A 15368-nucleotide genomic window follows, 5' to 3' on the forward strand; every position below is an offset into this window, starting at 1 on the left:
CCCGAACACGCTATCGGGATCCTCGCTCCGCGCGAAAGCACTCGGGGCGGGCTTCGGCATCGCCAGCATGTTCGTCTTGAAGCCGTCCCCGGTCAGCGTCGCGAGTTCATACTTCTCCCACATCACACGGTCGAACAACGAAAGGTGCGCCGTACCATGCGTGGCGGAGACGGCCAGAAAATCCTTGTGTCCGAAGGAGAAGATCTGCGCATTAATCGAGTTGCGCATCAAGTTGAGCCAAGGACCCGCGAGATTGGTGTTGTCCCACACCTGCTTGTGCGTGCCGCGATAGGCGATGATCTCCTTGAGCGCCTCGTTGTCCCAGAAATCGGATTGCTGGAGGATCATCGGCACCGTCTTGAAATCGCGTCGGCGCGGCGCGCGGCGTAGCCGGCTCATCAAATCGCCGAGCTCTTGGGCGCCGGGTGGGATGATCTGCGCGGTCGTTGCGGCCTGCGAGGAACCGGCTGCAAGCGCAGCGGTCCCGACTGCCAACGCGCCCAAGCTGACAAGGGCGGTACGCCGTGAGCTATCGAGCGTCATTAGTGTCTCCTCATATTGCTTGCTGGTGAACCGATCGAGCATTGCTCGAAAGGTCCGCCTTACTCCCTATGAGGTAGGAGCGCCACGACAGCACACCAACGCAGTTTTCAGATCGATTCGATCACAAGATCTGATGAATACAATGAGATAGGCGTTGCGCTCGCTCATTCGGCAGGCGCCGGATGGACGTCGCCTGACGCCGCTTGATGTCGTCGCGCACCGAATAGCCAATTCTGCAGCCGATCGAGGTAGAGGTAGACGACGGGCGTGGTGTACAAGGTGAGGATCTGCGACAGGGCGAGACCGCCGACGATTGCGTAACCCAAGGGTTGACGGATCTCCGATCCAACGCCGGTACCGACCATCATCGGCACGGCGCCAAGGAGCGCTGCCATTGTCGTCATCAGGATCGGTCGGAAGCGCTTGATACAGGCCTGGTAGATCGCTTCCTCCGGCGTCAGACCTTCGGCTTGTTCGGCTTGGATGGCGAAATCGACCAGCATGATGCCATTCTTCTTGACGATGCCGATGAGCAGAACGATCCCGACCACCGCGATCACGCTGAGGTCGAAATGCGCAGCCATCAGGAGCAGCAGCGCGCCAACGCCTGCGGAAGGGAGTGTCGAGATGATGGTGATCGGGTGAATGAGGCTTTCATAGAGCACCCCGAGGATGAGATAGATCACGAACAGCGACGCGGCGATCAAAACCGGCGTGCTTTTCAGCGAGGCACCGAAGGCCTGCGCATTACCCTGGAAGCTCGTCTGAAGCGACAGCGGCGGATGCAACTGCTTTTCGATCGATTGAATGCCGCCGACCGCCTGGCCGATTGCGGCTCCAGGCGCCAGGTTGAACGAGATCGTCACGGAAGGGAACTGCCCCTGGTGGTTGACGACAAGCGGCGCGACCTTCACCACGGAATCGACCAGTGTCGATAACGGCACCTGTTGTCCGCTCGATGACTTGATGTAGATGCCGTTGAGAGCTTCAGGCCCGTACTGGAACTTGGGATTGACCTCGAGAACGACGTGGTATTGCTGCAGCGTCGTGTACATCGTCGAGACGATGCGCTGGCCGAAAGCGTCATCGAGCGTGTTGTCGATCGTGTAGGGCAGGATGCCGTAGGACGAAGCGACCTCGCGCTTGATCGTGATATCGAGCAGCGGGCCCGCATTGAGCTGGTCGGTCGTGACGTCCGCGACCGCCGGCAACGTCTTGATCTTGTCGAGGAACACACCTGCCCAGTGATTGAGCTCGCCCGCGTCAGCGTCGTTCATGGTGTACTGGAACTGGGTCTTGTTCAGCCGCGCGCCGACCGTGATGTCCTGCGCGGGCTGCATGTAAAGAGTGATACCCTGGATCTTGGCAAGGTTGGTTCGCAATCGTCCAATCACCTTGTCGATTGGGTCGCGCTGGTCGGCCGACTTGAGCTGAATGAACACGCGGCCATCATTGACCGTGGAGGTACCTCCGCCAGCGCCGACCGCCGAGCCAATCGATGCAACGGCGGGATCACGCATGACCGCATCGAGCATGGCCTGCTGGCGCTCGGCCATCGCCCGGAACGAAATGTCTTGGGCAGCTTCCGATTGGCCCAGGATCAGGCCGGTATCCTGTTGCGGGAAGAACCCCTTAGGAATGATGACGTACAGGTACCCGGTCACGGCGATGGTGCCGATCATCACCATCATGGTGATGAAGCGATGTCGCAACACGACCTTCAAACCTGCCTCGTATGCGCTGAGCAGCAGATCGAAGCCGCGTTCGGACCAGCGATAGAGGCGGCCGTGCTCACGGCTCTCGGGTTTGAGCAGGTAGGCACACATCATCGGCGTGAGCGTCCTGGAGATCACCAAGGAAAGGACCAGCGCGACACTCACGGTGATTGCAAACTCGCGGAACAGCAGGCCGACATAGCCGCTCATCAGGAAGAGCGGAATGAAGACAGCGATTAGAGAGAACGTGATTGCCATGACGGTGAAGCCGATCTCGCCGGATCCCTTCATCGCGGCGTCGTACGGGGACAAGCCTTCCTCAATATGCCGCGTGATGTTCTCGATCTCGACGACGGCGTCGTCGACGACGAATCCGACCGCGATTGAAAGCGCCATCAGCGACAGATTGTCGAGACTATAGCCCATTTCATAGAGGACCGCGAAGGTGCCGATCAGCGAGAGTGGCACGGTGACGGCTGGAATGATGGTTGCCCAGAAACTACGAAGAAAGATGAAGATAACCATCACCACGAGAGCAATGGTCAGCAGCAACGTGAACTGCACGTCCGCAACCGAAGCCCGGATCGTCTGGGTGCGGTCCGAAATGACGTTGATCTTGATGTCGGCGGGAATCGACGCCTGGAGCGTCGGCATCATCGCCTTGATGCTCTGCACCGTCTCGATGACATTGGCTCCGGGCTGACGCTGTACGGCAAGGATGATGGCGCGATGGTTGTTGTACCAACCGGCGATCAGATCGTTCTCTCCGGCGCTGATCGCGCGGCCGATGTCGCGAATACGGACAGGCGAGCCGTTGCGATAGGCAATGACGAGGTCCGCATATTGCTCCGGGTGAAACAGCTGGTCATTGGTGTTGAGCGTGTAGGTCTGTCGAGGGCTGTTCAGCGTTCCCTTGGCCAGATCGACGTTCGCTTGGCCAAGGACGGTTCGTACATCCTCCAGATTGATGCCTCGCGCGGCCAGGGCCTGTGGATCGACCTGCACGCGAACTGCTGCCTTCTGCTGGCCGCCAATTCCGACGAGACCCACGCCCTGGATCTGCGAGATTTTCTGCAGCAGGATGTTCTCAGCATACGCGTCGACTGTGGTGAGCGGCAGGCTGTCCGAGGTGAGGCCGAGCACAAGGATCGGCGTGTCGGCCGGGTTGACCTTCCGGATCGTCGGCGGATAGGGCAGGCCAGTCGGCAGATACGGGCTTGCCGCATTGATGGCCGAAAGCGTATCGCTGACGGCGCCGTCGATCTGGCGGTTCAAGTCGAATTGTAGCGTGACCTGGGTGTAGCCGAGCGCGCTGGCCGACGTCATTTGCGTGAGTCCGGGTATTTCCCCGAACTGCAGTTCGAGCGGCGAAGCCACCGACGAGGCCATCGTCTGCGGGTCCGCGCCAGGCAGCTGGGCGGTGACCGTCAGTGTCGGATAGTTGACGTTCGGCAGTGCGGCCACCGGCAGCAACGGATAGGCGATGAGTCCGGCAGCCAGCAGTCCGACCATCAGCAGTGCGGTCGCGATCGGTCGCCGAATGAAGGGCGCGGAGATGTTCATGGGATCGGTGCCTGTAATGCGTCTTGAGCGACGGCTTCATCTGCGGCCTTGCCGTGCAGTGGGACGACATGCGTTCCCGGCCGCAGCTTGTATTGCCCGTCGACCACGACCTGCTCATCGGCCTTCAGACCGGAATCAATCAGCGCCTGGCCGTCACTGACTTGGGCAACCTTGATCTGGCGGAGAGATACCGTGCCGTCCGGATTGACGACGTAGGCATATGGTCCGTTCGGTCCTTGCTGGACGACAGAGGCGGGAACGGTCAGGCCGTTGTGTCGCGTATTGAGCAGCAAGCGTGCATTGACGAGTTCGCCCGGCCACAGGCCGTTCTCCTTATTGGCGAAGTTCGCCTTGAGCTGGATCGAGCCGGTCGTCTGCAGGATCTCGTTGTTGACGAGCCCGAGCTGTCCCTCGCCCAGGCGGATCGTGTTGTCCTGATTGTAGGCCAGAACAGATAGCGGTGCCTTCGTCTCCCGCTGCTGTTGCTGGATCTGCGGAAGGACGGTCTCGGGCAGGGTAAAGATCAGCGAAATCGGGTCCAGCTGTGTCACCACGCAGAGGCCGTTCGTATTTGACGGGCTGATGATGTTCCCAACATCGATCTGGCGAATGCCCACCACGCCCTCTATTGGAGATGTAAGCCGCGTAAAACTGAGCTGCACGTTCGCAGCGTCGATTAGAGCCTGGTCCGCCTTGATCGCAGCCTGTAGCTGACTGACCTGCGCATTCTGCGTTTCAACCAATTGAGGCGTCGCCCAGCCCTTGTCGCCGAGCTGGGAGTAGCGGGTCTGATTCGCTCGTGCATTTGCGAGCTGCGCCTGATCGCGTTCGAGATTGGCAGCATATTGATCGATCAGGGCCTGATAGGGCCGTGGATCGATCTGCGCGAGCAGATCGCCGGCGTGGACCCGCTGTCCTTCGGTAAAGTTGATGCTGGTGATCTGACCCTGGATCTGCGCCCGTACGATATCCGTGTTGTAGGCAATCACCGTACCGACGCCAGTCAGATAGATCGGAACGTCATGCTGGGTGACAGTCCCGGCAACGATCGGAACAGGTGGCGCCGGAGTCGGTGCAGCCGCGGCCTTCTCCATCGGGTGAAAATGCGTCAAGTGCAGCAGGCCGGCACTCGCGGCGACCGCAGCCAACACGGCGACAGAAATGACGATCTTCTTTTTCATAGAGGGTTGCTCCGCAGGACAGAAGCTCAGCAGCCGCTTGGTGAGCCCGTTGATGTCGACGTGCCGAGGGATGGGCATCCAGGTGTGAAGGTCGAAGCGGATGCCGCAGGCGGCGTCACGATCGGCATTGGCGGTAGGATCGGCGTCACGCTGCCTGTGACCAGCGGGACTGCCGGCGTGGGAAGCAGCGTGGCGGAACTGACACCGAGATTGCCGATCTCTGTTGAACCGAAGGGGAGACCGGTCTTGGGACTGCCGCCGGACGTTGTCGGAACGGTCGAAGTTGGGCTGGAGGATGCGGCGATGCTGCTCGAGCCGGAGCCGCACATGCCCGACATGCCAGCGGTATCGAGCGTGCCCGAGATGGGGCTCTGCATCGTTGCTGACGTCATTGACAATGATGAGGTCGTCCCTATTCCCGACGACGTCGATGCCGCTGTGTTCCCGACTCCGCCCGTTGCTGGTGTTGACCCAGCCATCGCCATTCCGCCGCCGTCATATGTCGACGTCGAGCCATACATTCCGCTTGGCGAGGACCCAAGTGTCGAGCATGCAGTCCCGGTCGTAGGTGTGGCAATGCTACCGGTGACAACAGGAGCCGGGCTGAGGCCTGCTGAAGGCAGCTCGGTTGCGCCCAAACCAATTCCGATCGGTGAAATCGGCGAACCAGTCGTGCTGCCGAGCGGGGAGGTTGCACCGACTGTAGGCGTCGGAGCGGCCATTCCTGTCATCTGAGCGAATGCGGCACCGCTCGCGAACAGCGCAAAACCGGCGGCGATCAACCAACACCTCACGTGCATCCTCCATTCGAACCAATTGCGCGCAGGTAAGAAGTGTCTATGCGTCGGCGCGCTCCTTCCGAATTCGCACGAAGATGGTGAGCTGGACCGTTTGCCGATGATGCTCGGATGCGCATCGAAAGAAGACCCGCCGAAGCGGGTCTGTTTGCATGCCGGACTGGCAGGTCTAGGGCATCGCCGCGGGGCGGCGTGCCGATGGCTTGGCGGTGTCAATCGTTGACCTTCGGACCGCCGCGATAAACGTGCTCATTGAGTTCCGTTGCAGATGTCGGCGCCTGGTCAAATGCGGCGTAGCCGCTGTCGGCGCGGGCGATTGCCGTCTCAGACATGCGCGGCGGATATGTTGAGATACCCGCAATAGCCGGCAAAACGAATGCAACGAGCATCGTGACGGATGCGATCATGGTCGAGAGCTTTCTCATGCTGTATCTCCTAATGTGAACCCTGATAGATAAGTTGGCTGCGCGGCCAGATAGGACAAAGCGTTTTCCTGAAGAGTTGAAAGTCCGGTACGCGGCTATGCCTGATCAGGCAAACTAACGAGCACCTTGTCGAGCGTGATCGGATAGTTCCTGATCCGTGCGCCGCAGGCGTTATAGACAGCGTTGGCGATCGCAGCTCCGGCGCCGCAGATTCCGAGCTCACCGATTCCCTTGCTCTTCAGCGGATTGGATCGCTCGTCCAGCTCGGGAAGGAACACCGCCTCCAGGCTGGCAGGAATGTCCGCATGTACCGGCACATGATACTCAGCCAGGTCGTGGTTGACGAAATAGCCAAAGCGGGGATCGAGCACGAGATCTTCGTGCAGGGCTGCGCCCACACCGAACACCATTCCGCCAATGGCTTGCGACCGCGCTGTCTTTGCGTTCAAGACGCGACCGGCTGCGAACACCCCGAGCATCCGCCGCAAGCGCACTTCTCCGGTGTCCTGGTCAACGCCCACCTCTGCAAAATGGGCACCATAGGACTGCTGGGAGAAGTCCTGGTTGTTGCGGCCCGGCCTGATTTCGCCATCGGCTTCAACTCCCGAGCCGACAAGTTCTGCGAGGCTCACAGAACGCGCTCCGGTGGCAATCTGGCCGTCGCTAAAACGTGCTGCATCGGGATTCATGCCGGCGAGTTCCGCCAGCTTCGTGCGCAAGGCCTGACATGCTTCGAACAACGCCGAGCCGGAACTCGCCGCGCCGAACGAACCGCCTGAGCCGGCTGCCTCCGGAAAATTCGTATCGCCGAGATCGACACGCACGCGTTCTATTGGCAATCCCAGCATTTCCGCCGCGATCTGTGCCAGGATCGTGTAAGTCCCGGTGCCTATGTCGGTCATCGCCATTCTCACCGTAGCTATGCCATCGGGATCCAGCCGCACATTGGCTTTCGAGAAGCGGAGGGGATTGCCTCGGGTTCCGGCAGACATGCCCATTCCAACCAACCATCGCCCATTCCGGACCTGGCCAGGCGTTGAATTGCGCTTGTCCCAACCGAACCGGCGGGCGCCCTCTTGCATGCAGGCGACCAGATGACGGCTGGAGTAGGGGATGTGCTTTTCGGGATCTTCGGCAGGCTCATTCCGGATCCGAAGCTCGATCGGATCGAGCATCAGTTTTTCGGCGAGCTCGTCCATAGCGCACTCCAGCGCCAGCAATCCGACAGCTTCGCCGGGTGCGCGCATGGAGGATGCGACAGGGATATCGAGCGGCACCAGGCGATGTCGCGTCAGCCGGTTCGGACCGGCATAAAGGGAACGGGTCTGCAGCGCAGCAGCCTCGTAGACTTGTTCTGACGGCAAGTTGCCCGAGAAAACGTCGTGACCAACTGCGGCAATCCGGCCGTCGCGATCGGTTCCAAGGCGGATACGCTGGATGGTGTCCGAGCGATGCGTCGTCACGTGGAAGATCTGCTGCCTGGTGAGGGCAACTTTGACGGGCCGCTTGAGATATCGTGAAGCGATTGCGGCCAGGATAGCATCGGCGTTCACCCATAGCTTGCCGCCGAAGCCGCCGCCGATGAAGGGGCTGACCAAGCGCACATTTGCGAGGGGGATATTCAACGTCCTTGCGATGACCTGCTTGCCCTGGTTTAGCATCTGGTTCGCCGTATGCAGGATCAACTTGTCTCCGTCCCACATCGCGAGCGTTGCGTGCGGCTCCATCATCGCATGGCTTTGCAGCGGTGTGCTGTAGGACACGTCGATCTGCACGGAAGCGTTCGTGTAGGCGTCCGAGAAGTTTCCGACTTCGCTGTCGGCTGGCGCACCGTCCGCCTGGTGTGGGACGCGGGCCATAGCGAGGTGATGAGGCAGGGCGTATTGTCCCTTCTCCCGATCGTACTCGACTTTGACCAGATAGGCGGCGGCCCTCGCCTGCTCGAACGTCTCGGCGACCACAAACGCGACCGGTTCGCCGTAGTGGGACACGACAGGACCCGTGAGCACAGGATGCGCTTCACGATGGTTCCCGGTGCCCTGTTTGGGAGCGTCGCGATAGGTAAGGACAAGTTTGACGCCGGGCGATCGCTCGGCAGTCAGCGTTTCGATCGAGGCTATCCGCCCCTTTGCGATGGAGGCCTCAACGACAAAGCCGTAGAGCGCATTCTGCTGCATTTCATAGGCGTAGTGCGCGCCGCCGGTAACCTTTAATCGCCCATCGACCCGATTAAGCGGTTTTCCGACGATCTTCTCGGCATCCAGCGCGTTCGCCCCGACAGGTCGATCCATTTCCATCTTGATGCTCTCTCAAGTGCGGGTGATTTCGCCGAGCACGGCATGCAGGGTGCGGCGGGTCAGCGAGATCTTGAAATCATTGGTGCCGGCTCCATGCGCGCCCTCGAGAACCGCGTCCGCGGCTGCATCGAACAAATTAGCGCTGGCAGCCGTATTCATGAGACTGTGTTCGGCGGCGGCGACGCGCCACGGCTTGGGCGCGAGACCACCGAAGGCGAGCCGCGCCGAGCGGATTCGTCCGCCTGCGCTGTCGACGATGGCGGCCACCGAAACCAGCGCAAAAGCATAGGACGCGCGGTCGCGCACCTTCCGGTACACCTGAGCGCCTGGAGGCGGCGGCGGCAATGTGACAGCTGTGATGATCTCGCCGGAGGCCAGCGCCGATTCTATTTCCGGCGTGCGGCCGGGGAGCCTGTGGAAATCGGCGATCGGAATCGTGCGGACTTTTCCTTCGCGATCGATCGCCTCGATTTTTGCGTCGAGTGCGCGCATGGCGACCGCCATATCCGACGGATGCGTCGCGATGCACGCCTCGCTCCCGCCCAGGATCGCATGGATGCGGTTGAAGCCGGCGAGTGCCGAACAGCCCGACCCGGGTACGCGCTTGTTGCAGGGTTTTGTGACGTCGTAAAAATAGTAGCAGCGCGTCCGCTGCAGGAGATTGCCCGCCGTCGTTGCCTTGTTGCGCAATTGGGCGCTGGCACCGGCGAGCAGGGCTCGGCTTAGGACGCTGTAATGCTGCCGCACCCGCGGGTCTGCCGCGAGGTCGCTGTTGCGGACCAACGCGCCGATCCGTAGGCCGCCTTCCGAGGTCTCTTCGATTTTGTCGAGCGGCAGCCGGTTGATGTCGATCAGGGTCGATGGCCTCTCCACCTGCAACTTCATGAGATCGAGCAGGTTGGTGCCGCCGGCAATGATCTTGACGCCGGGCTTGCTGGCCGCAATAGCTGCATCCGTGACCGATTGCGCACGCCCATAGGAGAAGGCTTTCATGTCTGTTCTCCCATGGTCTGCTTGATCGCCGCGACAATGTTCGGGTAGGCCGCGCAGCGGCAGATATTGCCGCTCATCCGCTCACGAATTTCATCGTCGCCTAGCTCTGCTGGCGCTTGGGTCAGATCCGGGGTCACATAGCTCGGCATACCCTCGCGGCTTTCGGCCAGCATGCCCACTGCCGAGCAGATCTGGCCCGAAGTGCAGTAGCCGCACTGAAACCCGTCATGCTCGACGAACGCCGCCTGCATGGGATGCAAGTCCTGGCCGAAGGCGAGCCCCTCAATGGTGGTGATCGACTGGCCGTCGTGCATGACTGCGAGGGTCAGGCATGAATTGATGCGGCGTCCTTCGATCAGAACGGTGCAGGCACCGCACTGGCCGTGATCGCATCCCTTTTTCGAGCCGGTGAGCGCCAGGTGTTCACGCAGGGCGTCCAGCAGCGTTGTGCGGGGATCGAGCGTAAGATCGTGCAGATGGCCGTTCACCCGCAGTTCGATGGACATGCGGGACGGTTCCGCCTGTTCAGTCTCGGCGGCAAGCGCGCCACGTGGAAGGCTACTCAGGAGGAGCGCGGTGGTGCCGGTCTCGATGACCGTACGGCGCGTGACCTCCATGGTTGGAAAGATGGATGGTGTATTTTCCATGTCTGTTCCGTATTTGCAGGGCAGATCAAAGATGCTGGGCAAGGTCACATCGCTTAAGACCAGAACGTGTCCGGTAGATTGACAACGATGGGTACAGGCGTGCTGCGCACCACGACCCATATGAAAGGCAGGACGCGGGATGGATTGATCTCCATATGCGGGAGAAAAGCAGGAACGTGAATGAAGTCGCCGGCCTTGGCCCGTGAGGAGAACTCGCCCTTGCCGCCCCATCGCACTTCGCAACGGCCTGACAGGACGAACGCGATCGTGTCCTGTTCGCCGTGGTGGTGGATTCCGGTTCGTGCGCCCGGCTCCACTTCGAAGAGCCCACCCCAGATTGCCGAAGTGATGCCCAGCGACGGCCCGATCGCGGCAAAACGATGGGAGCCCGATGTTTGAGCGGTCGTCGTGTCGAACCGGTCGCGGCTCACGATTTGGATCGCGGATCGTGTGTCCATCATGCCGCCTCCCGATCCGGGGGCGCCATGAATTCGGGGCCTATCGGATCGTTGATTGTCTCCCGAAGAATTCGGTCGATCTCGATCATGGCGGCATCATCGATTCGCCAGCCGAGAGCGTCGGTGATCGGCGAGAGTTGCTCCGCGCGCCGCGCCCCCCACAACGCAATGTTCAACTTGCCGCGATCCAGTACCCAGCGTACCGCCAGATGGATCACGCTCCTGTTGAAGCGCTCCCGTGCGAAGCGGTCGAGTCGATCCACCGCATGGAGATATTGCTGAAAACGTGGCGATCGAAATTTGGGGTCGCTCTTTCGCAGGTCGTCGCCGGTGAAACGGCTCGACGTGGACATGCTGCCGGACAGCAGGCCTCGGCACAGCGAGCCGTAGGCGAGCAGCGCGACCTTCTTCTCGTGGCAATAGGGGAGCACGTCCTGCTCGATTGCGCGTTCGAACAGATTGTAGGGCGGTTGAGCCGTGTGAAGTGGCGCGACCTTGCGGAATTCATCCATCTGTGCCGGGCTGAAATTGCTGACGCCGACTGCGCGAATCTTGCCGGCGCGGTGCAGCGCGCGGACGGCCTCGGCAGTCTCTGCGATCGGCGTCAGGGAATCGGGCCAGTGCACCTGATAGAGATCGATGACATCCGTCCGAAGCCGCCGCAAAGAACTCTCGGCTTCCTCGATGATTCGGGCCTTGCGCGCGTTACGGAACGGCCGGCCGTTTCTCCAGTCGAGCCCGACCTTTGTGGCGATGACGGCGTTCCGGCGACGACCGTCGGCAAGGGCTTTTCCGACGATTTCTTCCGAGCGGCCGAATCCGTAGACCGGCGCTGTATCGATGAGAGTGATTCCGCGATCGAGCGCTTCCTGAATTGTCTTGATTGCATCGCTTTCGTCGGTTCCGCCCCACATCCAGCCCCCGATCGCCCAGGTGCCGAGCGCAATGCGCGATACGCGGATGGAAGTGCCGGGAATGTCGATGCATTCCATGTTCATGTTCGGAACGACCTTCATTTGTTTACTCCTTTGTGGTCTGCGCCTGATTGCATCAGACGGCGCGCGGGGGATGATCGCGCGAACCAGCCTCGGTGCACTGATCGGACGCTGGCTGTCTCTGAACCTCGCGGCCGCAATTGCAGACCGGCGGCATTGAGTGGGAGGTATTGCCACTGGCGATACCTGGCCATTGAATTGGACTTCAGAGTCGTCACTTTGAATTGACGCCCTCGATCGCGGCTGCCATCAGTCCGGATGACGCAAGCGGATCCGGACCGAAGGCAGGGGCTGCAGGTGCATCAGCTGCAGCTGAGCGGGAACGGCCGATCGGGATGCAAGACGTACCAATCGTAGCAGTCGGAGCCGCCATAGTACCCGTACCCTGGGCGGTATCTGCCGTAGTGGTTCATGGCGTGGTCATGGATACCTGTGCCATGCGCAAGGGAATGCTCGGCAAGGCCGAGATGATCACGACCGCTCGGACCCATGTCGCCACGCATAGCCATGCCGCCGACATGAACGCCTCCGCCGAGGTCGCCCAGGCGGGCACCGCCGCCGATACCGCCCATGTGCGCGCCTCCTCCGAAACCGCCCATGTGTCCGCCGCCGCCGAAACCTCCGCCGTGACCACCACCACCTCCGCCTCCGCCGTGACCGCCGCCACCTCCGCCTCCGCCGCCGCCCCGTGCATCCGCCGCGCCGACGGCCAATGCGGAGGCAAGCGCAGCCGTAGCCAGGATCATCATCACTCGTTTCATCAGGACACTCCTTGTGTTTGAATTTTCATCGGTCAGCGCAGCATCCGTACGTTGCCGCGCGGCCAGGCTTTCGTGATGCTTGATAGAATAGGAATGCTCGCCAGCGTCGCCATTCAAATTGCCATCACAAGGGCCGGAGCAGTGTCTGCTCTCGGGAAGTTGAGAAATCTCGAGACCATAGAGACGCTCGGTGTTGCTCGCTGCCGTACAGAGCGATCGACAGAAAAACGGGGTGGAACAAAATCCAGCCCGCTATCTGTGTGTGTGCTGATCGACGGAGTCACAAGCGCCGAAGGCGCAAGAAGAACAGTCGAACAAGCCGAACTGCACTACGCAGATTAGAACGCGCCCGTGCCCGGTTCGCAGGGAACGTTGTTACCGGTCCACGGCGCCGTTGCAAATGCGCCGACGCGCGGCGCCGGAACGCAAGCACGGTCACCCGAATAGAATGGCGCTTCCGGCGCGGCGGCATTGGCTTCCATGGCGGCCCGCCGGGAGGCGACGCCGCTTTCGCGAGCCATAGCCGGCGTTGCGAGCATTGCCACCGCGATCAGTCCAGTCGAGAGCAGTTTGAGATTGGTCATTGAGCTTCTCCGTTAAAAACAGCGGGCCAGGTCAAGGGGGCCCGTCTGAGCAGATGCGGTGGATCACGGATTAGCCAAACGCACGAAATGCTCACGCGGCTTCAATGGAGCGTGAGTCAGGAGGCGTAAGAAGCGGGACGGCAGTCGGCGTCCTTACGCGCCATTGCGACACGTTTCTAACGCGTGCGCGCTCTATCGGGCGTGCGAATGTTGGTTTCAAGGCTCAGCAGGTTCGTGTTTTGCAGCAAGCGACTGCGCAAAATCGCAGTTCGCAAAGAGAGCAGAAAGGTCTCCGTGCGGCGCTCCCTTGAGGCCCGCGTTGTTCGGCGCGTTGAGCCGGTCCGACCATGTTGCTCGACCGACGGGTCTAAAGTCCGGCTTCCTCCGAAGCCACCATTCCGAGCGCCGTCCAGTCGAGTCCACCGTGGCCACGCGCGATTCCCGTGATCAGGCGGTCGCGAACGACACCCACCGACGGCATAGGAGCGCCGGCCAGCTCCGCTTCGGCCAGCGCCAAGCGGACGTCCTTGAGCGCCAGCGGCATCGTCAGTCCCGGCTTATAGCTGCCGGCAATGAGCCGGCTGCCGTAGTTCTTGTGGACGCGACTGTCGAATATCGTGCCTGTCATGATATCCACGAACTGCTGAGGGTCCTGTCCGCGCTTGCGCAGAACAGTCACGATTTCGCCGAGGACCTCGAGAGCTGTCGCCGTCATCATGTTGCCGAGCAACTTGAGCAGATTGGCCTGTGCGGGATCCGTCCCGACGACGAAAGTCTTCCCCAGCGAATCCGTCAATGACCGGCAATGTTCACAGGACTCCGGCTTGCCTGCCACGATGACGGCCAGCTGGCGCGCTCTGGCGGCGTCGGGGTTGCCGAACACGGGGGCTGCAACGTAGCCTTGACCGCGACGCTCGTGCTCGAGCAGCAGCGCGGCCGAGGCCCCAGTGCTGATGGTGCTCATTGACAGATGGATCGTGCCGGGCCGTAGCGACTCCGCGATCCCGAATGATCCAAAGAAGATATCTCGCACGGCAGCGTCATCGGGCAACATGGTGATGATGATGTCGCTGTCGAACAAGTCCGGCCGATGAGTTGTGGCCGAAACGCCGAGCGCCCGGAGGTCGTTGATGCGTTCCGGCCGGCGTACGTAGGCCGATACCTTGCGACCGTCGGCCGCGAGATTGGCCGCCATGGCGGTACCCATCAGGCCGAGCCCGATAAATCCAATTTTGGAGGACATCCGCGAATCAACCTGCGGATTGCCATTCGTGTTCCGTTCGTCGATCTCATCCAGCATGGCGGCTCGCTTGCTTGATCGGGCACCAGAAGGTAAGCAGCCGGCCCGAGGATGTCGTCTAAAATCGATTTCAGTGTTGCGAGAAATGGGGCGGCGAAGCCGCGGCGGGGCGACCATGCGCTGGCTGGTCCCCAATCCGCTAAGCCCGTTAAATTGCTATTTAATGGCGCCGCCTTGGCGGAGAGTTTATGTCTTTCCTCGAGGGCCCTGCCGCGCTCTGCCAAGGCGGCATGCTAGTCCGAAGCGGGCGGCGCTAAGCCAAGTCGTTGGGTAGCGCGATCCGGCCCATTCCCGGTCGGCTATGTGGACGGTGCCTATGACTTTGCCAACGAGCGAGCATATGATTTCCGGCCAGCCGGCCGGGCACTTTGGCACACTTGAGATCGAGCTGATGATGAAGGTTCTATTGATCGAGGACGACGCCGGAACGGCCGAGGAGATCGTGGCCGAGCTGAGCGAGCTTGGGTTTGAGGTCGAGTGGGCGTCAAACGGAATCGAAGGCCTCGACAAAGCCCGGGCGCTGCATCCCGATGTCCTGATCGTCGATCGCATGCTGCCCGGCATGGACGGACTTACAATCATCGAGGCGCTACGCAAGGAGCAGGTTAGCACTCCGGTCCTGGTGCTGAGCGCACTCGGCGCCGTCGACGATCGGGTGCGGGGTTTGCGAAGCGGCGGAGACGATTACCTGACGAAGCCCTTCGCAGTCGTGGAGCTCATAGCAAGAATAGAAGCCCTGCTTCGTCGTCCCACGGAGAGCCGCGGGACGACGTTGCGGGTCGGTCCTCTTGAACTCGATCTGATCGAACGTACCGCGTGGCGCGGCGAGCGGAAAATCGATTTGTTGCCACGCGAATTCCGCCTGCTCGAATACATGATGCGGCGAAGTGATCAGCTGCTGACCCGTGCAATGTTGCTCGAAGAGGTCTGGAATTACAAGTTCGTCCCGGCCACGACCAATCTGGTCGATGTGCATATGGGCCGGCTGCGGCACAAGGTCGACGGCGCTGGGGAGCCCCAGTTGATTCACAATGTCCGGGGCTCCGGGTTTATTCTGCGACCGCAGCAATAGGCGCTGCCGGCGCCGTTGTTTGGCGATCGAATGAGGT

General features: G+C 61.2%; 14 protein-coding genes. 3 read left to right on the forward strand and 11 right to left on the reverse strand.

Annotation, left to right across the window (positions count from 1 at the left end):
* From ABIB66_RS32010 to ABIB66_RS32020, 3 genes are all read right to left on the reverse strand, one after another.
* Nucleotides 1-543: transcriptional initiation protein Tat (locus tag ABIB66_RS32010; protein WP_354256986.1), on the reverse strand; the 543-nt coding region annotated here is incomplete at its 3' end.
* A 164-nt stretch (nt 544-707) separates the two neighbouring features.
* A complete protein-coding gene (locus ABIB66_RS32015; RefSeq protein WP_354211325.1) occupies nt 708-3821 on the reverse strand; it encodes an efflux RND transporter permease subunit in 3114 nt (1037 codons plus the stop codon).
* Nucleotides 3818-5002, reverse strand: a complete 1185-nt coding sequence (locus tag ABIB66_RS32020; protein WP_354211327.1) for an efflux RND transporter periplasmic adaptor subunit — start codon at nt 5000-5002, stop codon at nt 3818-3820. The genes ABIB66_RS32015 and ABIB66_RS32020 overlap by 4 nt, the downstream gene beginning before the upstream one ends.
* Nucleotides 5003-5086: 84 nt before the next feature.
* Between ABIB66_RS32020 and ABIB66_RS32025 the strand changes: the two genes are divergently transcribed.
* On the forward strand, nt 5087-5737 hold the full coding sequence (locus ABIB66_RS32025; RefSeq protein WP_354256989.1) for a hypothetical protein: 651 nt from the start codon (nt 5087-5089) through the stop codon (nt 5735-5737).
* A gap of 274 nt (nt 5738-6011) precedes the next feature.
* Here ABIB66_RS32025 and ABIB66_RS32030 read toward each other — a convergent pair whose 3' ends face one another.
* From ABIB66_RS32030 to ABIB66_RS32055, 6 genes are all read right to left on the reverse strand, one after another.
* Nucleotides 6012-6224 (reverse strand): hypothetical protein, encoded by a 213-nt coding sequence (locus ABIB66_RS32030; protein ID WP_354211330.1) that lies wholly within the window; start codon nt 6222-6224, stop codon nt 6012-6014.
* Between the two features lie 95 nt (nt 6225-6319).
* Nucleotides 6320-8521 (reverse strand): molybdopterin cofactor-binding domain-containing protein, encoded by a 2202-nt coding sequence (locus ABIB66_RS32035; RefSeq protein WP_354256992.1) that lies wholly within the window; start codon nt 8519-8521, stop codon nt 6320-6322.
* Between the two features lie 12 nt (nt 8522-8533).
* The gene (locus ABIB66_RS32040) at nt 8534-9514 is read right to left on the reverse strand and encodes an FAD binding domain-containing protein (RefSeq protein ID WP_354211333.1); all 981 of its coding nucleotides are present in this window, start codon (nt 9512-9514) and stop codon (nt 8534-8536) included.
* Nucleotides 9511-10161: a 2Fe-2S iron-sulfur cluster-binding protein gene (locus tag ABIB66_RS32045; RefSeq protein ID WP_354211386.1), complete on the reverse strand. Its 651-nt coding sequence runs from the start codon at nt 10159-10161 to the stop codon at nt 9511-9513. The genes ABIB66_RS32040 and ABIB66_RS32045 overlap by 4 nt, the downstream gene beginning before the upstream one ends.
* A gap of 53 nt (nt 10162-10214) precedes the next feature.
* The gene (locus ABIB66_RS32050; protein ID WP_354211335.1) at nt 10215-10622 is read right to left on the reverse strand and encodes a cupin domain-containing protein; all 408 of its coding nucleotides are present in this window, start codon (nt 10620-10622) and stop codon (nt 10215-10217) included.
* A complete protein-coding gene (locus ABIB66_RS32055; RefSeq protein WP_354211336.1) occupies nt 10619-11635 on the reverse strand; it encodes an aldo/keto reductase in 1017 nt (338 codons plus the stop codon). Before ABIB66_RS32055 ends, ABIB66_RS32050 begins: the two co-directional genes overlap by 4 nt.
* A 416-nt stretch (nt 11636-12051) precedes the next feature.
* On the opposite strand from ABIB66_RS32055, the gene ABIB66_RS32060 reads away from it, so the two are divergent.
* Nucleotides 12052-12396 carry a hypothetical protein gene (locus ABIB66_RS32060; RefSeq protein WP_354211337.1) on the forward strand — a complete coding sequence of 115 codons (345 nt, stop codon included), beginning with the start codon at nt 12052-12054 and terminating at the stop codon, nt 12394-12396.
* Between the two features lie 317 nt (nt 12397-12713).
* Here ABIB66_RS32060 and ABIB66_RS32065 read toward each other — a convergent pair whose 3' ends face one another.
* Nucleotides 12714-12959 (reverse strand): hypothetical protein, encoded by a 246-nt coding sequence (locus ABIB66_RS32065; RefSeq protein WP_129274379.1) that lies wholly within the window; start codon nt 12957-12959, stop codon nt 12714-12716.
* A 367-nt stretch (nt 12960-13326) separates the two neighbouring features.
* Nucleotides 13327-14259 carry an NAD(P)-dependent oxidoreductase gene (locus ABIB66_RS32070; protein ID WP_354211339.1) on the reverse strand — a complete coding sequence of 311 codons (933 nt, stop codon included), beginning with the start codon at nt 14257-14259 and terminating at the stop codon, nt 13327-13329.
* A gap of 391 nt (nt 14260-14650) precedes the next feature.
* Here ABIB66_RS32070 and ABIB66_RS32075 point away from each other — a divergent pair, with 391 nt between their 5' ends.
* Entirely contained in the window at nt 14651-15331 is a 681-nt protein-coding gene (locus tag ABIB66_RS32075; RefSeq protein WP_129274440.1) for a response regulator transcription factor, read from the forward strand.
* Nucleotides 15332-15368: the final 37 nt, after the last annotated feature.

This window comes from Bradyrhizobium sp. F1.13.3 (assembly GCF_040548265.1).
In the GTDB taxonomy this organism is placed as follows: Bacteria; Pseudomonadota; Alphaproteobacteria; order Rhizobiales; family Xanthobacteraceae; genus Bradyrhizobium.